This window comes from Streptomyces sp. NPDC043853 (assembly GCF_056436025.1).
Map to the genome: position 1 here is coordinate 223669 of NZ_JBWKDJ010000007.1, position 19185 is coordinate 242853.

Sequence of the window (19185 nt, forward strand, 5' to 3'; positions counted from 1 at the left end):
TCAAGTCAGAGCGTGGGCCCCGTCCGGCGGCGCGGGTCGGGGGTCCGGGTCGGTGGTGCCGTCGACGGCGTCGGTGCCGTCGATTGGAGACTGGCCGGCCCGTGGCCGAACAGCTCGTCGTCGGCCACGTGTCCGGACGTCAGCCATGCGTCGGGAACCCACCGGACGTCGACGACCGAGGGGGCGGGGCCCCGCACGGCGGCCGCTGCGGCATGGGTGGGATCACAGGGAAGGCCGACCATCGTCCAGTTCTCGGGGTGCCGGCCGGGGTCGGTGCCGAGGTAGTCCTCGGAGGGCGGTCGGCTCAGCCCCGTGCCGAGGCCCTTGAGGTAGGCCTCCTTGCGGGTCCAGATCCGGCCGAACAGCTGCCGCCGCTCCTCCCCCGCCTCGGTGGCGGCCAGTTCGGACTGCTCCTCGGGATGGAGGGCCTTCGAGCAGATATCGACGGTCTCCGCGCCGGGCAGCTTCTCCACGTCCACCCCGAGGGGCACGGTGGCCACGCCCACCAGGGCGATGCCGCCGCTGTGGGAGAGGGAGAACTGCAGCGGTGGTGGCGGCGGTGCCACGGCCGGCCGGCCGTGCGACTCGCCGCAGCCCGGGCAGGGTTCGCGCATGAACCGCACGTCCTGCGGCTGGTTCACGGTGTAGCGGGCGATGATGCGGCGCAGTGCCACGTGCGCGGCGGCGTAGAGCAGCCCGTCGGAGGGACGGATGAACGCGTCGGCGCGCTCGCGCTCCCGGTCGTCGAGCTCTTCCCGGGCGAGGTTCTCGGCGGCGTCCCTGGACGGCCGCCGGATCAGCCACATGTCGGCCCGGCCCGGGGCGAGGGTGAAGGTGGGCGGCGCGAGGTTCTGGTGGTTGACCACGGTGCGGGCGGGTGTGCCGGCGCCGGTCGGGGGCTCCGGCAGCAGTACGGTCGTGCTCATGCGGGCACCGGAGCCCCGCGCCGGTGGTCCGCCGCCTCCGGGCCGAACTGGCCGGCGAGGCAGTCGATCAGTTCCTCGGCGCTGTTGGCCAGCAGCAGCCGCTGCAGGTTCAGGTCGACACCGAGCTTCCCCTCCATCCGGTACTGGAGTTCGATGCCGGAGATCGAGCCGATGCCGAGGCAGCCCATCGGGCGGCCCGTGGTGTCGACGAGCTCCGGCGCGATGCCGAGGATCCGGCCCAGCTCCTCGCGGACGTACTGCTCCAGGATGCGGGTGCGTTCGGCCAGGCCGACGGAGTTGAGCACGTCGAGGTCGGGCACGTGGATCTCCACCACCGCACCCGTGTCGGTCTCGTAGGTCTGTGACATCACAGGTGTCGTCATGGGGCTCTCCTGGATCGGGGGCGGGGCCGGGCGGGCACGGCAGGGCTCTGCCGACGGGGTCGATGAGGTCGATGAGGTCAATGGGGCCTATGGGGCCGGTCCGCCCGGGGGTTGACGTCCCGGGCGGACCGGCCCGCCGGCGCGCGGCGCGGGCAGTGGCGCGGCCGGCGGTCGGAGGGAGTGCGGGTGACGCAGATGGCGCAGACGGCATAGGTGGCATAGGTGGCGTAGGCGGCACGGAGGACACGGGTCGTCCGGGGAAAGACGGGCGCGCCACTGCCCGGGGGGAAGCGGGCAGTGGCGCGCCGGCTCGTGTGGCGCCCCGGCCGGGTCAGTCGACGGCGCGCAGCACCAGTGCGGAGTTGAGGCCGCCCCGGCCGCGGGCCAGGACCAGGGCGGTCCGCACCGAGGCGGTCCGCGGCCGGCCGGCGACCAGGTCGAGCCCGTACTCGGGCGCCGGATCCACGTTGGTGGTGGGCGGGATCAGGCCCTCGCGCATCGAGAGCAGGGCGGAGACCACGTCCACCGGCGCCGCCCCGGAACAGAGCCGTCCGATCATCGTCTTGGGCACGGTCACCGGCACTCCGCGCGGACCGAACACCGCGCCGATCGCCTCCGCCTCCACCCGGTCGAGCTCCGGGGTCCCGGCCCCGTCGGCGAACACCACGTCCACCTCTGCCCGGTCGCAGGCGGCGTCGGCGAGCGCCAGCTCGATGGCCCGGCGCAGACCCGGCTCGCGCCCGCTGCCCGGCTTCGGGTCGGTCGTCGAGCCGTGGCCGGCGATCTCCCCGTAGACGGTCCGGGCGCCCCGGGACCAGGCGCTCTCCTCGTCCTCGAGGATCATCAGCGCCCCGCCCTCCCCCGGCACATGGCCCTGCGCGGCGCCGTCGAAGGGCCGGTAGGCCCGGTCGGGGTCGCTGTCGGTGGACATGAGTCCGGTGGACAGCCGGGCCGCCCAGCCCCACGGGGAGAGGGCGGCGTCGAACCCGCCGGCGGAGATCAGCCTGCTGCCCTTGCGGATCTGCCGGCGGGCGTGCGCGAGGGCGTCGAGTCCGCCGGCCTGGTCTCCGACGAGCACACCGGCGGGGCCGCGCAGGCCGTGCCGGATGGCGAGCTGCCCGCTGTTGACCGCGTGGAACCAGGCGAAGGACTGGTACGCGCTGACGTACTTGCGGCCCTGGCCCCAGAGCTTGCGCAGCTCGTTCTCGCCGAACTCGAAGCCTCCGGCGCCGGCCGCGGTGACCACGCCCATGCCGTCGTCGGGGAGGTCGCCGGGCCGCACGCCGGCGTCGGCGAACGCGCAGTCGGCCGCGACCAGGGCCAGCTGGGTCACCCGGTCGGTCTGCGGGACGAGCCGGCCCGGCAGGTGGTCCGCGGCCTCGAACCCGTGGATCTCCCCCGCCAGTCCGGCCGGACAGCCGGACGCGTCGAAGCGGGTGACCGGGCCGATGGCGTTCTTGCCGATCCGGGTCGCCGCCCAGAAGTCCTCGACGCCGAGGCCGTTGGGCGCGGCCACGCCGATGCCGGTGACCAGGGTCCTTGCCGTCATAGCGGGCTCCTGTCGGGACGGGTCAGCACCATCGCGCTCTGAAAGCCGCCGAACCCGCTGCCCACGGTCAGGACCGCGTCGGTGCGGTGCTCGCGCGCGACGAGCGGAACGTAGTCGAGGTCGCACTCCGGGTCCGGGGTGCGAAGGTTCGCGGTGGGCGGGACGACGTGGTGCTCCATCGCCAGGAGGCACGCCGCGATCTCGATCGAGCCGATGGCGCCCAGCGAGTGCCCGACCATCGATTTGATGGAGCTCACCGGGGTGCGGTACGCGTGCTCGCCGAGCGCCAGCTTCAACGCGGCCGTCTCGTGGCGGTCGTTCTGCTTGGTCCCCGATCCGTGGGCGTTGACGTAGTCGACGTCGGATGGGTTCAGGCGCGCCTCGTGCAGCGCGACCCGGACGGCCTCGGCCAGCTCCCGCCCGTCCGGACGCAGGCCGGTCATGTGGAAGGCACTGCAACGGGAGGCGTACCCGGCGATCTCGGCGTAGATGTGCGCGCCGCGCCGGCGGGCGGCCTCCAGCTCCTCCAGGACGAAGACCGCCGCTCCCTCGCCGAGGACGAACCCGGCCCGGTTCGCGTCGAAGGGCCGGGAGGCGGTCTCCGCCTCGTCGTTGAGGGTGGTGGTCGCCTTGATCGCGTCGAACGCGGCGAGGGTGATCGGCGAGATCGGGGCGTCCGTCGCGCCGGTGACCATCACGTCGGCGGTGCCCTCGCGGATCAGATCCACGGCGTGGCCGACCGCGTCGATACCGGCGGTGCATCCGGTGGACACCAGCGTCGACGGGCCCTCGGCCCCCACCGCCCGGGCCACCTCGGTCGCGAAGGAACTCGGCACGAAGAAGTCGTAGAGGTGGTCCGGGACGTGCCGGTGGTGCACCTGTTCCAGTCGGCCGTCGTCGCTGGCCACCCGGTACTCCGCGTCGAGCCCGGTGGTCGCGCCGACCGCGGTGCCGAGGGCCACGCCCGTACGGTACGGGTCGAGGCCGGTCCGCTCCAGCCCGCTGTCGGCGAGCGCCTCGCGCGCGGTGACCAGGCCGAACTGCGCGGCGCGGTCCAGTCGCCGGGTCTCCCTCGGGTCCAGGCCGTGCAGCGCGGGGTCGAAGTCGACCTCGGCCGCCACCCTGGAACGGAACGGGGAGGGATCGAAGAGCGTGATGCCGCGGGTGGCCGTACGGCCCTCGCTCAGCAGCTTCCAGAAGTCCTTGGGTCCCGTACCGCCCGGTGCCAGTACTCCGACTCCCGTGATCACTACCCGGCGGGCCATGAGCGGCGTCCTTCCCCGCTACCGGCCGGACGCGGTCCGTTCGCGACCGGCTCCACCGGCGTGTTCGGCGTACTTGGCACGTTCGGCGTACTCGGCATATTCGGCGTGTTCATGAGGCGGCCGACCAGTCGTAGAAGCAGGTGGCCGTCGAGTCGGACGGCTTGCGCCAGGTGGCCGGGTCGAGCGGCTGGATGAACGGCTGGAGGTCGTAGCGGATCCTCATGAGCCGCGGGTCCTCGCGGGAGGCCTCGATCCGCTCGCCACCGTCGTCTTCGGCGAAGTCCTGCAGGTGGAAGTACAGCCCCCGGTACGAGAACAGCCGGCGCCGCAGGGTGCCCATGTGGTGCGGCATCTCGGTCCGGTCGAACTCGCCGAACAATTTGGCGACTTCGGCGGCCGAACGGCTGTCCATCCTCGCCACGATCAGGTTGCTGTGCATCTTCTCCACTCTCTTTGCGCGTGCGCTCTCTGCGCGTTCCGCGGCCGGACGGTTCAGCGGGACGTGCGCCTGCCGTACAGGCGGATGAAGTCGGCGACACCGGCGGCGATCAGGGCACGGGTCTCCTCGGGGCCGAGCGGCACCGCCCCGTGGAAGGAGCGCTGCACCACCCCCGAGGGGACCAGCAGGATGAACCGGTCGGCTGCCTGGTCGGCGTCGGGAATGCTGAGCAGCCCCTGGTCGGCGACGTGCCGGAGGCGGCGGGCCAGCGCGCCGCGGGCCTGTCTCGGCCCGGCCGACTGCCACTTCTCCGCGGCCTGCGCCGGCAGGCTGGTGATCTCCGCGCTGAGGTGCCGGACGATGGCGAAGTGCTCGCGGAAGGCGGTCAGCGGGGTCAGCCAGGCGTGCCCGAGGGCGATGAGCTCGGACTCGACGTCGGTGACGTCCCCGAGGTGCTCCTCGGCGATGGCGGTCAGCGCCGCCGCCACGACCGCCGAGCTCTCCATCAGAACGGTCAGCAGTAGCTGTTCCTTGTCCTGGAAGCAGCGTTCGACGGAGTCGACGGGGACTCCCGCCTCGGCCGCGACGGCCTCCACGGTGGTACGGGTCCAGCCCCGGCGGGCGAACAGGGTACGGGCCGCCCGCGCGATGTCCCGGCGCTCCTCCGCGGAGGAAGCCCGGACGCGCGCCGTGTCCGCTCGCTCTCGCGCCACGTCTGCCTGGTGTGCGTGCGTCGTCGACATGTGCCCTCCGTGGCCGGGGAGCCGGTCGGTCCACGCGCCTTGCGGAGACACTGCACCGGATCTTGTTCTCCAGGTTCTTCGACTGCGGACGCCCGGGCAATGGAGCAGATTTCAGGACTCGGTCAGGTTCCACAAGCGGGCGTCGGCTGCGTCTGATGACCGCCAAGCGGATGTCAGGAACGGGTCAATCCCGCGGGCCACCGCCACCGCCACCGCGCACCGCGGCGACAGCAACAGCGACAGCAACAGCAACAGCAACAGCAACAGCAACAGCAACAGCAACAGCAACGATCAGCGCTTCGCCGCCCGGCGGCTGAAGCACCTCCGTACATCGGTCTCGCTGTAGTACGTGCGCCCCGCACGGCTCTTGCGGCGCCAGCGCTCCTCGCTCGCGAGCCGGTACACCGTGCCGACCGACGCCTGCCACAGCTGCGCGATGTCGGCGGCGGTGAGCCAGCGCTCGGTGACGGGAGCGGCCCGCCCTGCGGAACTCGTGGTCTCCTCGGGGCCGGACCCGCCGGGTCCGGCCGGGGCGACGGAGTCCATCGCCTCGCTGAGCTCGCTCCACCGCCGGCTGTCCCAGTGGTGTTCCGCTTCGGCGTCGCATTGGATGCCCGGGGCGTCCGGCCCGGCGTACCCGCGGACGGCGAGGGCGAGCGTGCCGGTGCAGCCGGGTTCCGGGCAGGAGCCGAGACGGATCCTGCGGGTGGGATCGGGGAACGCCACCCGCCGTCCGTGCCGGACCAGGCGGGCGACCTCCTCGGAGGCCTCGGGGGCCGCGGTGTGCGTCAGCAGCCATCGGGAGTGGCGCAGCAGGAAGGCGGTGAGCTGGGGGACCGCGCGCGGGGGCGGGTTGATGCCGCGCGCCTGTGCGACGAGCCCGCTCCAGGAGCCGAGGGTGGAGAGCATCCGCGCGCGGACCTCTGCCGCCTCCCCGTTGAAGGGCAGGCCCGGCATCGTGCCGCCGGTGGTCTTCTCGCGGAGGGTGTCGGGCAGTCCGCCGCCGAGCGCGCTCCCGCATTCCTCGTAGAGGTGGGCGAGTTCGCCGAGTCCTGCCGTGAGGTGGTCCTGGCAGGGGTGGCAGAGCCGTGAGCCCGCGGCGGTCCGCCGGCGTGTCCGTCCGCACGCGTCGGCGCGGCGGCATCCTTCCCCCTGGCACAGCTTCGTCGTCATTTTCTTTCCCCCTCGCAGGCCTGTGGTGACCGTTGGGCCCGCCCGGGCGGGCAGCTGGATCAGCCCTGGCCGAAACGGAACCCGACGCCGCGGATCGTGATGATCCAGTCCGCGCCGATCTTGTTGCGGAGTGTGCTGACATGCGTGTCGACCGTCCGCCGGGACCAGGAGTCGCCCCAGACCTGCTGCATGAGCATCTTGCGGGGAATGACCGTGCCGGGGTGCGACGCCAGGAGATAGAGCATGTCGAACTCCTTGCGGGTGGTCTCGACGGGCCGGCCGTCGAGGCTGACCTCGCGGGTGCCCGCGTCGATCCGCAACGGCCCGCAGGTGATGGTGGAGGAAACCGGTGCGGCCGGGCGGGCCCGCCGCATCACCGCCTCCATACGGGCCATCAGTTCGCGGAAGCCGTAGGGCTTGACCAGGTAGTCGTCGGCGCCGGCCTGGAGGCCGAGGACCCGGTCGAGTTCGGTGCCGCGGGCGGTCACCGCGATCAACGGGGTCTCGCCGGCCGTGCGTATCCGGCGGCAGACCTCCAGACCGTCGAGGTCGGGGAGTTCGAGGTCGAGCAGGACGAGGTCCGCGTCGGGGAAGGCGCGCAGGGCCTCGCCCCCCGTGCCGACGATGTCGACCTCGTGCCCGTGCCGGCGCAGGCCGCGCGCGAGCGTCTCCGCGTCACCGGAGTGGTTCTCCACGAGCAGGATCCGCCAGGTGGCGGTGGCCGATGGAACCGGTCCGCCCTGCGGCGAGGCTGCGTGAGGCTCCAGCACAGCGGTCGAACGCTGGTTCATCTGTCCCCCTACTCATCAGGCTCGGCTCTCAATGACCTAGCGTGCCTACGTCAGAGAATATATAAACCGCACTGCCGGTTTGTCAAAGGGGTGTCGATGGCGTGAAGGGTCCGTAATTGGGCCGTCAATCAGCCCAATTACGGACAGAAAGGTCGGGCGTGGCCCGAGAGAGAGTGCTAAAAACAGTCCATGCGGTCGCTATTTTACTGCGGTTAAAGCCGTCAGGGGCTGTTTCAGAGGCCATCAGATCGGGCCGGGCAGGAGACCGCCGGAGTCTGCCCGAGGGACCGCGAAGGCCGCGGGGCCGCCCGGGGAAGGCGGCGACCGTCACCGAAGAGGGCGCGGCGTCAAGGGGGACAGCGCCACAGGACGGTGTCACGCGAACGGTGTCACGAGGACAGCGGTGTGGTGAAGGTGCAGTCGAACAGCTGGGCCCCCGCCTGGTGGCCGGTGACCTGCAGGGCTGCCGTGCCCTCTTCCATCGCGGGGACGGATACGGCTTCCACGAGGCAGGGGCTGTCGAACTCCGCGTACTGGTGGAAGACGATGCTGCCGCGGGCCGGCAAGAACGGGGCGGGAGCGACCGCCGCGGCGGCGGCCTGGCGGGCTGCCTCGAAGAGCAGCATGCCGGGGATGTGATCGGCCGGGCGCTGGAAGAGCGTGGGGTGCCGGGTGTCCGGGCGGAGCTCCCACAGTCCGTCCACCGGAGTGGGGGAGAGAAGGACGTCCTCGGTACGGGACCGTCCGACGAGTGCCGCGTCCGCGGCGGGGGCCACCGGCTGGAAGGTGACCGGTGTGACCCGGCCGCCGCGGAGCCTGCGGTAGACGGCGGGGCTGATGAGGCGGGCCTGACCGCCTCCGGTCGCGACGGTCCGGCCCTCCCGCCGGACCACCCAGCCGACCGTCAGGTGCGAAAGGTTCCGGCCACGGTAACTCAGATCGGAGAACGTGATCTCCAGGTCGGCCTGGTCCTCGTTGCCGCTCACCTCGAACCCGTCCGGGTGGTACACGTACTCGAGCTCGGTGAGCAGGAAGTGGTGGTCGAGCGGGATGCCGTACCCCGCGTGCAGGACCGCCATGGTCGACTGCCGCATCGTCTCGACGATCAGGAGCGGATCGTGGATGCCCCCGTGGACGGGGGCGAAGAAGGGGTGGCTGGCCGGCCAGCCCGCGCGGACGAGGAAACGATCCTCCGCCAACTCGGTCCAGCCGATCGCGAACGCGTCCTCAGCCCTTACCCGGTGGCACAGCTCATAAGGAGCCGGGTTCAGCTCGCTGGTCTCGGGTCGTAAGTAATCGATGACTGCAACCTGGTGCATGTCCCCCCCTGGGGTGATCGAATCGGCCGCCCTCGGGCAGTAAAGATACAGACGCCCCGGTTTTTTGTCATGGGGTCTTTCGCTGCCCGGAATACACCAGCAAAACGGGGCACAGCGTGCGAATCTCTGCGGGATTGAGGGGCCGGCCGCCTCGGATCAGACCCAAAACAGGACCCTGAAGTGCAACGGAAGGCAGGGTTCCTACAGGGGACGGGGTGCCGCGGGGATGGCAAACGTTCAGCCAATCGGCCAACCCGAGATCGAAACCATACCAACGGCGCGGTTTAATAATGAGTAAAGATCTCATACAGGAGCTCTCCGTGACCAAACAGGAACGGGCCGCGCGCACCCGCCACGCGCTGGTCAAGTCGGCAGCGGCGGCGTTCGGCGCCTGCGGGTACGCCGAGGCCACGCTGAACATGATCAGTGCCGGAGCCGGAGTGAGCGCCGGTGCACTGCACTTCCACTTCGAGAACAAGGCGGCCGTTGCCCTGGCCGTCGAGGGCGCGGCTGCCCGCACCCTGCGCAGGGTGGCCACAGACGTGTACGCGGTGCGGAAATCCGCCCTGCAGGCGCTGACGGACACCTCGTACGCCCTGGCCCACTCCCTGCGGAGTGACCAGGTGGTGCGGGCCGGCTTCCGGCTCGGCCGCGAGGCCTCTTTCGAATCCGCCTGCGACCTGCGGGGAGAGTGGCGACTGCACGTGGGCCGCCTGATCGCCGAGGCCGAGGAGGAAGGCGCCCTGCGCCCGGGGGTGAGCCTGCGGAACGCGGCCGCGGTGGTGGTGGCCGCGACCACCGGGTTGGAGGTGCTGGCCCGCGACGATCCCGAGTGGATCTCCCACCGCTCCCTGGTCGGCTTCTGGCGGGTGGTCCTGCCCTGTCTGGCTGCCCCGGCAGCCGTGGACCTGCTGGGGCCCGAGTTCGCGCCCGGCCTCGGGGCGGACCGCGATTCCCTGGGCCAGGCGGGCCGGCGGGAGTGCGCACTCCCCCATTCCTCACCCTGAGGAGTTGGAAAACAGACCAGACGGTTTGATATGCTGGTTTATGTCACCTCGCACCAGGCCGGACCGTCGGTCGCTTCAGTCGCTTCGGTCGCTCCCCGGAGGCCTGGCGCGAGGGGGCTCCGGTCGGCAGCGACTGAGGGAAGAGCGACCGAACCGCTTCGGTCGCTGCTTCAGTCGCTGGACATTCCTGCAGGTCAGGCAGGGTACGGAGGCCAGACAGCGACCGAAGCGACTGTAGTTCCGGTATATGAAGACATTGGCGCGCGCGCATTCGTGTCATAGATAGGAACCTTCAGTCGCTTCAGTCGCTTTTTGATCTTTACTACCGGCTCTGACCTGCGATACTTCCCCAGCGACCGAAGCAGCGACCGAAAATCCTCAGTCGCTTTCCGCAGGACGTTCCGTCGCTGCTCGGTCGCTGCCGGTCGCTGTTGCCCGTGGAGAGGGGTGGCAGAGCCCCCGGACGGGTTTACGCCCTGCGCAGGAGTGCGGGCAGCGACCGACGGGGCGCGTTCCTGCCGCTCGGCAGGGACAGAGGGGGGACGTGGGCACGTGCGCAGGTACGCCGGGGAGGCGGGGACGGGGGAAAGCGGGTCGGCCGCCGGGCACGTGGGCCGGAGCGCCGACACAGGGCCGCTTACCCCGTGGGAGGACTCTTCAGGACCCGTCAAGACCGCCGTCACCCGTTCGCCACGCCGGTCCGGTCCGTCCGCTTTGGACCGCCGTCCGCTAGGGTGTGACGGCCCCATAGTTGAGTTTGAGTCGCTTCGGTCGCTGTTGGAGTTGGACATGCCCTCTGAGCTGCAGGTTTCATGCAGCGACTCATGGGCCGTTCCCGACTCGTCGACCGCCTCCGTCGCTGTCGCGGGCTTCCTTTCCGTCGCTGCCGCCCGGCGGGTGGCCATATGACGGCCGTCTCCCCCACGCCCGCCCCGCACGCCGTCGCCCGCTGGTGTGCCGAGCAGGGCTGGCCGGTGCACCCCCTTGCCCCACTGCTCAAGACCCCGCCCAAGAACTGTGTGCTGTGCCGCGCGGACGGCCACCGCGCCGCGGGATGCCCGTGCATCCCGGTCGGTCGCTGGTGCCACGGCTTCCACGCGGCCACCACCGACCCGGCACGCATCGACGCCTGGTGGGGGCCCAACCAGGGCTTCGGCGTCGGGGTGGCCACCGGCCCGGCCGGCCTGGTGGTCATCGACGTGGACGCACACGGCGGCGAAGTCCCGCCCAGGGACCGGATCCTGCCCGGGATCGGCATCGCCGACTCCGTGGACCTGACGGGTCTCGCCAGCGGTTTCCACACGCTGGCCGTGCTGGCCGCGCTGCGCGGTGCCCCGGACCCGGCCGCGGACGAGAACACCCTGCGGGTCCGCACGCCCTCCGGCGGACTGCACCTCTGGTACCGGGCCGGGGCGGGGCGCACCTGGCTGTGTTCCACCGGGTCCAGCCGCGGCCGGGCCCTGGCCTGGCAGGTCGACGTACGGGGCGAGGGCGGGTACATCGTCGCGCCCGGCACGGTGACCGAGGCGGGCCGGTACGAGGCCGTTGGCCCCTGCCGGACCCCGGGGGAGCTTCCGGACTGGCTGGCCGGGGAACTGATCCGTACGGGTCACCTGGCGCCCTCAGAGCCCCCTCCGGGCCCCGCGTCGTCGCAGGACCGCCCCGCGGCCGCCCCGCGGCCTGTCACGCCCTCCAGGGCCCGGCAGGCCGTGCAGGCCGCCGGTGGCGGCCTGGAGCGGGCCGCGGCCGTCCTGAGCACCGTCCTGGCCGAAGTCGCCGAGTGCGGACGGCAGTCCGAGGGAGCTGGCTTCTCGGAGAAGCTCAACCGGGCCGCGTACACCGTGGGCGGCCTGGTCGCCGCCGGGCACCTGGGGGCCGCCGAGGGCGAGCGCGCCCTGCAGGACGTCGCCGATCACGTGCGCCCCGGACAGCACGCCCGGGCCCGGCAGATCATCGCCGGAGGCATGACGGCGGGGCAGAGCAAGCCCTTGTACACCGGAGGCCGCCGATGACGCAGCCTCCCTTCGACTTCGAGGGCTTCGACACCTTCGAGGGTTTCGACGGTCTGGACGGTCTCGACGCCGCCCTCGGCACGTCGGCCGGCTTCGCCGCCGAGGCGGGCGCGGTACCGGGGCCCGCCCCCGCCCCCGGGCCCGCCCCCGGGCCCGCCCCGGTGCCTGCCCCCGGGCAGGCTGCGGCTCCCGGCCCGGCCACGGGGCCGCAGCCGGCCGCTCCCCCGGGCACGGCTGCCGCACAGCAGGGCGACTTCGACCCGATCGCCGTCGCACGGCAGATCCTCGCGGCGGGCCCCTCGCCGCTGCCCGCACAGCCCCAGCCGGGCGGCTTCCCCCAGGCGACCACCGAGGGGCTGCTCCCGGACAGCCTCACCGACCGGGGCAACGCCAAGCTGTTCGTACGGCTGTACGGCCGGGACTACCGGCACGTACCGGGCCTCGGCTGGTACAAGTGGGCCGGTCACCGCTGGGAGCTCGACGAGGACGACACCGTCGTCTGGGCCGCCGGTGAGATGGCCGAGCAGCTGGCGGTGCACGACCCGAGCGGCGAGTACACCACCACCAGCCTGCGCCAGCACCGGCGCCGGGCGCTGTCCACCGCCGGCATGAAGGCCATGCTGCTCCAGGCCAAGTCGGCCCCCGGCATGGTCCTCAACGCCACCCAGCTGGACGCCGACCCGTACGCGCTGTGCACCCCGCGGGGCGTGGTGGACCTCCGTACCGGTCTGATGAGCGCACCGGACCCGGGCAAGCACTACCACTCGCGGGCCACCTCGGTCGCGCCCGAACCCATCCCGATCAGACGGTGGGAGTCGTTCCTCCGGGACACCTTCGGCGAGGACGCCGAAGGCGCGGAGATGATCAGCTTCCTGCACCTGCTGCTCGGCTACTCCATCACCGGCGACGTCGGCGCCCAGATCATGCCCTTCCTGTACGGCCTGGGCAAGAACGGCAAGTCCGTGCTGCTCGACGTCATGGTGAAGCTGCTGGGCGACTACGCGGACGCGGCCCCGCCCGGCTTCCTGATGGCCAAGCCGTTCGAGGGGCACCCGACCGACCTCGCCGAACTGCACGGCCGGCGCGTGATCGTCTGCTCCGAGCTCAAGCCGGGCGACCGTTTCGACGAGGCGCGGGTCAAGCTGCTCACCGGCGGAGACCGGATCAAGGCCCGCCGCATGCGACAGGACTTCTTCTCCTTCGACCCGACGCACAAGCTGTGGCTGCTGGGCAACCACCGGCCCGAGGTGGGTACCGGCGGCTTCGCCTTCTGGAGGCGCATGCGGCTGATTCCGTTCGAACGGGTGGTCCCCGACCACCGGAAGGTCGACAATCTGGCCGATGCGCTGGTACAGGAAGAGGGGTCGGGCATTCTCGCCTGGCTGATCGACGGCGCCCGCCGTTACCTGGGCGGCGAGAAGGATTTGACGGGACCGGGCAGGGTACGCATCGCGACGACCGCGTACGCGGAGACCGAGGATCACATGGGCCGTTTCATCAGCGAGGCGTGCGCCCTCGGGCCCGAGCTGCGCGCAGAACAGAGCCGTATGTACCAGGCGTACCGCCAGTGGTGCATCGACGAGGGGGCGAACCCCGTGACCTCCCGCGCATTCGCGGCCCGGGTCCGGGAAACCGTGGGCATGACCAGCCCGAAGCAGATGCTGACGTCCAATCAGCGCAAGTACTACCCCGGGATCGGCCTGCTGGCCGACGAGGGTGAGGAGGATGTCCGGTGAGCGCCCTCATCGAGCCCCAGCAGATCGCTCACGAATCGGAAATCATCTGGCTGGAACCGATCGAAGAGCTGGACTACGTACGCCAGTCCCTCGACCGGCTGCAGAGCCGTCGCGGCCGTCCGCCGTACCACCGGGACGGCCGGATGGTCGGTTACGCGACCCTCTCCTCCACGGCCAAGGCCTCCCGGGTCTCCGGCACGTTCCTGCGCCGCGTGTTCTGGCTGCTCCCCCACGACCGGGACCAGCGGCCCGACGGCAGCTACGCCTCCAGCTCCCCTTCGGAGGCGATCGACCCGCGCACCCTGGCACCGCGCGTGACGGGCCACAAGACCCAGCGCTCGGCAGGCCCCCCGTCCCCGGCGATGCGCGAACTCGGAATAACGCTCCCGGAGCACTGACCGGCCGCACCGCTCCCGCTCCGGCCGGGCCACGCCTGGGCACACGGCAACCATCACCCCTGCCGCACCGCCTGCAACACCGCCTGCGTCTCCCGCACCGGACCACACCGACCGGCGCCCTATCGGGACTCCCGTACGGCGCGCCGGCCGCAGCGGCCGGCGACTCCCCGCCGGGGCTCCCGGCCCGCCCGGAGGAAGACCGGGACATGGGCGTCCGGGTGGTTGTAGCCGGGCTCGTCGGGCCTGAAATGACCTGGCCTTCTCGGAAGTCTCGGCCGGCCGGCCGGCCGGCCACAGCTGCGTCCGCATGGCCCGCCGCGTCCCGGGCCGGGCTGCCCAGAAGAGCAGCGCCACCGCCACCACCGCACTCGACAGCGCCAGCCAGGGCGCGAACAGCAGCCGCTGCACGGACTGCTGCCATGCCTCCGCCACGTCCTGCCAGCCACCGAACGCGGCCAGCAACACCCCCGACACGGCGAGGGCCACCCAGGCCCGCACCCGCTGCAACCGGAGCACCTCGGGATCCTCGACGTGCCCGACCGGGCGTACGGGGAAGACCCGGCGCGCCCTCCGGCGCGCCCTCCGGCGGGCCGTACGGGTCAGCTGGTAGCCGACCAGCCGACCGGACGTCCCGTGCTGCCGGGGCGCGCGGCGCCACCCCCCGGCTCCGCTTGTCTGCCGAAGGCGATGACGAGGTCCGCCCGGGTGGGGAAGTGCCGGTAGAGCGTCCCCAGCCCGACGCCCGACGCCCGACGCGGCCGCGATCCGGCGGATCGGCGCATTGATCCCCGAGGTCATGAACACCTCGGCGGCGGCGTCGAGCAGCGTCTGCCCGGTTGCGCACCGCGTCGGCCCGTTTGCTGCGGGCGGACGCTCCTTCGGCCGGGCCTGCAGTGGGCACCGCGCTTCCTTCCGGCGACCGTTGACGAAACGGATCAGCGTTCCGTATTGTAAATGGAACAACGATCCGTTTTCTGGTCAGCCGAAAGCGGGCTCTCCGCCATACCCGCCGCCGGCCCCGCGCGGTCGGCGGCGGCGGTCATCGAAGGGCATGTTCCTCATGAGTGCACCTGCTGTCACCACCGACATCTCCAGCTCACCCCTGCCCGTCGTCTCCGTCAGCCCCGTGGTGCTGCCGGCGCCCGGCCGTGCCGTGGACCTCCAGGTACGCGTCTCCGCCCCGGCGAGCGGGAGCGAACTGCCGGTCATCCTCCTCTCGCACGGCCTCGGCTTCTCCAACAACCTCTCCTCGCTCAACGGCTACGCCCCGCTCGCCAACTTCTGGGCCGCACACGGCTTCGTCGTGATCCAGCCCACCCACCTGGACTCCAGGACGCTGGGCCCGGCCCCCGAGACCCCCGGGGCCGAGCACTGGCGCACCCGGGTCGAGGACATGACACGCGTCCTCGACCAGCTCGACATGATCGAGGAAGTCGTCCCGCAGCTCGCCGGCCGCCTCGACCGGAGCCGGGTCGCCGTCGCCGGGCACTCGATGGGCGGGCACACCGCGAGCCTGCTCCTCGGCGCCCGCCTCACCGATCCCCACGACGGGACCGAAGTGGACCTGGCCGACCCGCGGATCAAGGCGGGCGTACTGCTCGCCGCGCCCGGCCGGGGCGGTGACGCCCTCACCGAGTTCACCGTCGAGAACTACTCCTTCTTCCTGACCACCGACTTCTCCACGATGACGACGCCCGCGCTCGTGATCGCCGGCGACAAGGACGACTCCGCCTTCCTGACGGTCAGCGGCCCGGACTGGCACACCGACCCCTACACCCTCGCCCCGGGCCCCAAGTCCCTGCTCACCCTGTTCGACGCGGAACACGGGCTCGGAGGGATCTCCGGATACGACGTCGCCGAAACCACGGACGAGAACCCCGGGCGGGTCACCGCCCTCGCCCACCTCGCCTGGGCCTACCTGCGCAGCGAGCTCTACCCCGGAGACCCCGCCTGGCAGACGGCCCGCGACGCACTGGCAGCCGACCCCAGCCCCATCGGACGCGTCGAATCCAAGCAGGGCCAAGGCGCCGCCGGCTCCGAGCCGGCCAACGGCAAGGAAATGCCCGCGACACCAAGTGGTGCTCGGTGAAACCCGGGGTACGGGCCGCCGCAGTCGTCGGCCCGTACCTCCCGTGAGGGGGTGCCGAACGGTTTCGGTGCGGCGCGCCCGGCCAGGCCTCGTCACCGGAGGACTCGGGTTCATCGGGACCCATACCGTGCGCTCCCTGATCGACCTGGGCGAAGACTGCGTCGTGGTCCAACGCCGGGCCCGTGAACTCCCCGCCGTACTCGACGGCGCACGCCTGGCCGTGGAACACGTGGACGTCACCGACCGCGAAGCCCTGCTCGAGATCGGCCGCCGCCACGACATCACCGGCATCGTGCATCTGGCAGGGTCCTGCCCCTGGCCGCCCGTCCCCGACGCACCCGTCGAGGCGACCCGCCAGGCACTCGGCGGGCTGCACAGGAATGGGGCGTGCGGCGCCCAGGCATCGCCGGCACCATCGGGGTCTGCTTCGGCACCGACAGCGACGAACCACTGCGCGAGGACGCGCAACTGGCGATGAACGCGCCCGTGGCGATCCCCACCTTCAAGAAGGTCGGCGAACTGCTCAGCGGATATCTCGCCGTCCGGACGCACGGTCAGCGGTCCGAAGTACCCGACGCTGCCCCAGTTGGAGGCGAAGTTCGATCCGGCGAGTTCGCCCTCGACCGTCGCAGCGAAGGCCGCATGTGGATCGGCCGCCCGGCGGGTGCGGACGTAGTCGGCGGTGCCGAGGAACTCTTCGGCTCAGGAAGCCCGAGGAACGTCCCGAAGCGATCCCTCCTCGTCCGTGAGCCCCCGGACCCCCGGAAGGTCGGCGACGACCGACGTCTGTCCCTCGGGCAGCTCGGCCTTGGCCACACCCCCGATGACGTCCATGACGGCGGCGGTCAGCAGGGCCGTGGCCACGTGGTCGCTGCGGGCACGTTCACGTGGAACTCCCCCGGTCGCTTCTCGTCGAAGTGTGAGGACAGCTCCACCATCAGGGCGCGGAACTGCCGCAGCGCATCAGGAGAGACGCCCTCGGCCAACTCGATCACCAACGTCGGTCCGGAGATGCCGGGAGAGTAGCGCCCGGAGAGGCCGGGGCTCGACGGGATGTGCGGGGTCCGCTTGCCAACCGCTGGATGGACGCCCGTCCGGGGCCGCACGCCCAAGATCTTCAAAACCGGGTTTTGAAGAGTGCGGCACAGGCCGGGCCGGCGGCCGCAGCTCCGAGGCCAAAGCTCCGAGGCCGAAGCTCCGAGGCCGAAGCTCCGAGGCCGCGGCCCGAGTCTGCTGTCCGAGGCCGCGGCCAGAGCTCATCGACTCCCACGACCATGATCACCAAAACCCGGTTTTGAAAGTCCTTCGGGGGGCGGGGGTTGAGGAAGGCGCCCAATACGCAGAATCGCGGACGTTCTGCAAGATCATCAAAACCGGGTTTTGAACTCCGGGGTGGATTCGGTGGTGTGAGATTCCGACAAAAGCTCTTGACGTGCAATGCTGTCCCGGTCCGCTAGTACCGGCCCTCTCGTGGTCGGGAAGCACACGGAACCTACGGAGTACCAACTCATGGCACGCATCACTGCCGTCATCAACCGCAAGGGCGGAGTCGGCAAATCGACTCTCACCGTCAATGTGGCCGCCGTAGCGGCCGAGGTCCTCGGTGAAGCCCCTCCGGGAGAGCCCGACTACGTCGTCGCCGTTTCGAGCGACCCGCAGGGCTCGGCGACCTGGTGGTCCGAGCGGGTCGGCGACGACCTGCCGTTCTCCTTCATCCAGACCAAGTCCCGCAAGGACCTCACCTACTTCCCCGACCTCAAGAAGACCCGCAAGGTCAAGCACGCGTTCATCGACACCCCCGGCTGGATGGACCTGCCGGAGGACGAGCTCGGCCGGGCCGGCGACCCGTTCGGCGACAGTGCCGCCGCCGACGCGATGCGGGCCGTGCTCGCCAACGCCGACGACCTGATCATCCCGGTGGAGCCCGAGCCCCTCGGCTTCATTCCGACCCAGACCACCATCGAAGAGGTCGTCAAGCCGCTCGGCCTCCCCTACTGGGTGGTGATCAACAACTGGGATCCCCGGGACGGCATCGCGGATCTGGAGGACACCCGGGCGTTCATCGAGGGCAGCGGCTGGAACCTCGCCAACACCGTGATCCGGCACTACAAGGTGCACGCCCGAGCGGCGGTCGAGGGCACCGTCGTCACCCGCTACAAGAAGAACCGCGTGGCCATGGAGGCCCGTGAAGACTTCTACAAGCTGGCGCTGGAGATCGGGGCGGGGGCCAAGCGCCGATGAGCAAGCGCACCAACTTCGCCAGCCTGATCGGGGAGAAGTCCTCCGCCTCGGCCTCGTCCGCGGAGCCGGAGGCCACGGCCCCGCCGACCACGGCCCTGATGCACACCGTCATCGGCAACCCGGGCAACCCCCGCAGGGAGGGCGAGTACAGCACCAGCGACCCGGGCTTCGAGGAACTCATGGTCACCCTCAAGGAGGTGGGCCAGCTCCAGCCGGTGGTCGTGGTCTCCCGCGATGTCTTCCTGAGGCTCAAGCCGGAGCACACGAAGGCGGTCGGCACCGCGGACTGGGTCGTGGTGAACGGAAACCGCCGTTTCGCCGCCGCCCGGCAGCTCGGCTGGACCCGGATCGACATCAAGGTCCAGGACCACCTCGGTGAGGGCAAGGGGCTGCTCGACGAAGCGGTCATCATCGAGAACATCCACCGCAAGGCGATCGAGCCGTGCAAGGAGGCCGCCTTCCTGCAGGGCCTGGTGGAGAGGTACGGCTCCCAGGACAAGGTCGCCTCACGCATCGGCAAGTCGCAGATGTACGTGTCGCACCGCCTCTCCCTGCTGCGGCTCGCTCCCGAGCTGCAGCGGCGGGTGGACGCCGGGGTGTTCAAGCTGAAGGCGGCGCGCGAGCTGGCCGCCCGAACGGCCGACCACGAGGAGCAGCGGGCCCAGTTCGCCGAGCTCCAGCGCCAGGCGGAGCTGCCGAAGGCCAAGCCGGCCACCGTCACTCCCCCGGCTGCCGCCCCCTCGGCTGCCACTCCCCCGGTCGAGGTCGCTCCCCCGGCACCGCAACCGGCACCGGCACCGGCTGCTGCCGCGGTGCCGGTCGCCCCCGTCACTCCCCCGGCGCCGGCCGCCCCGGTCGCCCCCGCCGCCCCGGTTCCGGCGGCGGTTCCCGAGCCCGTGTCGGCCCCGGTGGTGAAGCCTCGCACCGAGACCCCCGCGGCGGAGCCGGTGCTGCCCGGGATCGCCATACTCCCCCTGCTTGCGGAGCTGCTCGAGGCAGCCGGCCGGCCGGAGGATCTGGTCGCCGGTCTCCAGGAGCTGACGGACGGGGCGTACCGGCGGCACTTGGCCGAGCTGCTGCTGGACCAGCTGTAAAGGCTGTACCAGACACACAG

20 protein-coding genes and 1 pseudogene are annotated in these 19185 nt (G+C 71.4%); 10 read left to right on the plus strand and 11 right to left on the minus strand.

The window, feature by feature from the left end; translation table 11 throughout:
• Window positions 1–5: 5 nt before the first annotated feature.
• The 10 genes from AC067U_RS20350 to AC067U_RS20395 all read right to left on the minus strand — a co-directional run bounded on the left by AC067U_RS20350 (window position 6) and on the right by AC067U_RS20395 (window position 8588).
• Window positions 6–926 carry a 4'-phosphopantetheinyl transferase family protein gene (locus AC067U_RS20350; RefSeq protein WP_478831134.1) on the minus strand — a complete coding sequence of 307 codons (921 nt, stop codon included), beginning with the start codon at window positions 924–926 and terminating at the stop codon, window positions 6–8.
• Entirely contained in the window at window positions 923–1309 is a 387-nt protein-coding gene (locus AC067U_RS20355; protein ID WP_478831135.1) for an acyl carrier protein, read from the minus strand. The genes AC067U_RS20350 and AC067U_RS20355 overlap by 4 nt, the downstream gene beginning before the upstream one ends.
• A 331-nt stretch (window positions 1310–1640) precedes the next feature.
• Complete coding sequence (locus AC067U_RS20360; protein ID WP_478831136.1) at window positions 1641–2858, minus strand: ketosynthase chain-length factor; 1218 nt, start codon at window positions 2856–2858, stop codon at window positions 1641–1643.
• Window positions 2855–4123, minus strand: coding sequence for a beta-ketoacyl-[acyl-carrier-protein] synthase family protein (locus AC067U_RS20365; protein WP_478831137.1), 1269 nt, complete (start codon window positions 4121–4123; stop codon window positions 2855–2857). The genes AC067U_RS20360 and AC067U_RS20365 overlap by 4 nt, the downstream gene beginning before the upstream one ends.
• Window positions 4124–4232: 109 nt before the next feature.
• Complete coding sequence (locus AC067U_RS20370) at window positions 4233–4562, minus strand: TcmI family type II polyketide cyclase (RefSeq protein ID WP_478831138.1); 330 nt, start codon at window positions 4560–4562, stop codon at window positions 4233–4235.
• Window positions 4563–4615: 53 nt separating this feature from the next.
• On the minus strand, window positions 4616–5305 hold the full coding sequence (locus tag AC067U_RS20375; RefSeq protein ID WP_478831139.1) for a TetR/AcrR family transcriptional regulator: 690 nt from the start codon (window positions 5303–5305) through the stop codon (window positions 4616–4618).
• 111 nt (window positions 5306–5416) lie between these two features.
• Window positions 5417–5593 (minus strand): hypothetical protein, encoded by a 177-nt coding sequence (locus AC067U_RS20380; RefSeq protein WP_478831140.1) that lies wholly within the window; start codon window positions 5591–5593, stop codon window positions 5417–5419.
• Between the two features lie 3 nt (window positions 5594–5596).
• Window positions 5597–6478: a hypothetical protein gene (locus AC067U_RS20385; RefSeq protein ID WP_478831141.1), complete on the minus strand. Its 882-nt coding sequence runs from the start codon at window positions 6476–6478 to the stop codon at window positions 5597–5599.
• Between the two features lie 59 nt (window positions 6479–6537).
• Window positions 6538–7269: a response regulator transcription factor gene (locus tag AC067U_RS20390; RefSeq protein ID WP_478831142.1), complete on the minus strand. Its 732-nt coding sequence runs from the start codon at window positions 7267–7269 to the stop codon at window positions 6538–6540.
• 389 nt (window positions 7270–7658) lie between these two features.
• On the minus strand, window positions 7659–8588 hold the full coding sequence (locus tag AC067U_RS20395; protein WP_478831143.1) for a ScbA/BarX family gamma-butyrolactone biosynthesis protein: 930 nt from the start codon (window positions 8586–8588) through the stop codon (window positions 7659–7661).
• Between the two features lie 320 nt (window positions 8589–8908).
• On the opposite strand from AC067U_RS20395, the gene AC067U_RS20400 reads away from it, so the two are divergent.
• The 5 genes from AC067U_RS20400 to AC067U_RS20420 all read left to right on the plus strand — a co-directional run bounded on the left by AC067U_RS20400 (window position 8909) and on the right by AC067U_RS20420 (window position 14351).
• Entirely contained in the window at window positions 8909–9595 is a 687-nt protein-coding gene (locus AC067U_RS20400) for a ScbR family autoregulator-binding transcription factor (RefSeq protein WP_478831144.1), read from the plus strand.
• Between the two features lie 905 nt (window positions 9596–10500).
• Window positions 10501–11607, plus strand: coding sequence for a bifunctional DNA primase/polymerase (locus AC067U_RS20405; RefSeq protein WP_478831145.1), 1107 nt, complete (start codon window positions 10501–10503; stop codon window positions 11605–11607).
• On the plus strand, window positions 11604–13343 hold the full coding sequence (locus AC067U_RS20410) for a DNA primase family protein (protein ID WP_478831146.1): 1740 nt from the start codon (window positions 11604–11606) through the stop codon (window positions 13341–13343). The genes AC067U_RS20405 and AC067U_RS20410 overlap by 4 nt, the downstream gene beginning before the upstream one ends.
• A complete protein-coding gene (locus tag AC067U_RS20415; RefSeq protein WP_478831147.1) occupies window positions 13340–13741 on the plus strand; it encodes a DUF6009 family protein in 402 nt (133 codons plus the stop codon). Before AC067U_RS20410 ends, AC067U_RS20415 begins: the two co-directional genes overlap by 4 nt.
• A 307-nt stretch (window positions 13742–14048) precedes the next feature.
• A complete protein-coding gene (locus AC067U_RS20420) occupies window positions 14049–14351 on the plus strand; it encodes a hypothetical protein (RefSeq protein ID WP_478831148.1) in 303 nt (100 codons plus the stop codon).
• 31 nt (window positions 14352–14382) lie between these two features.
• Here AC067U_RS20420 and AC067U_RS20425 read toward each other — a convergent pair.
• Window positions 14383–14642: pseudogene (locus AC067U_RS20425) on the minus strand (TetR/AcrR family transcriptional regulator); the annotation flags it as partial.
• A 159-nt stretch (window positions 14643–14801) separates the two neighbouring features.
• Between AC067U_RS20425 and AC067U_RS20430 the strand changes: the two are divergent.
• From AC067U_RS20430 to AC067U_RS20450, 5 genes are all read left to right on the plus strand, one after another.
• Window positions 14802–15830, plus strand: a complete 1029-nt coding sequence (locus AC067U_RS20430) for an alpha/beta hydrolase family protein (protein WP_478831149.1) — start codon at window positions 14802–14804, stop codon at window positions 15828–15830.
• A gap of 127 nt (window positions 15831–15957) precedes the next feature.
• Complete coding sequence (locus AC067U_RS20435; protein ID WP_478831150.1) at window positions 15958–16308, plus strand: hypothetical protein; 351 nt, start codon at window positions 15958–15960, stop codon at window positions 16306–16308.
• Window positions 16218–16856 (plus strand): hypothetical protein, encoded by a 639-nt coding sequence (locus AC067U_RS20440; RefSeq protein WP_478831151.1) that lies wholly within the window; start codon window positions 16218–16220, stop codon window positions 16854–16856. Before AC067U_RS20435 ends, AC067U_RS20440 begins: the two co-directional genes overlap by 91 nt.
• 483 nt (window positions 16857–17339) lie before the next feature.
• The gene (locus AC067U_RS20445; protein ID WP_393576199.1) at window positions 17340–18071 is read left to right on the plus strand and encodes a nucleotide-binding protein; all 732 of its coding nucleotides are present in this window, start codon (window positions 17340–17342) and stop codon (window positions 18069–18071) included.
• Complete coding sequence (locus AC067U_RS20450) at window positions 18068–19165, plus strand: ParB/RepB/Spo0J family partition protein (protein ID WP_478831152.1); 1098 nt, start codon at window positions 18068–18070, stop codon at window positions 19163–19165. Before AC067U_RS20445 ends, AC067U_RS20450 begins: the two co-directional genes overlap by 4 nt.
• Window positions 19166–19185: the final 20 nt, after the last annotated feature.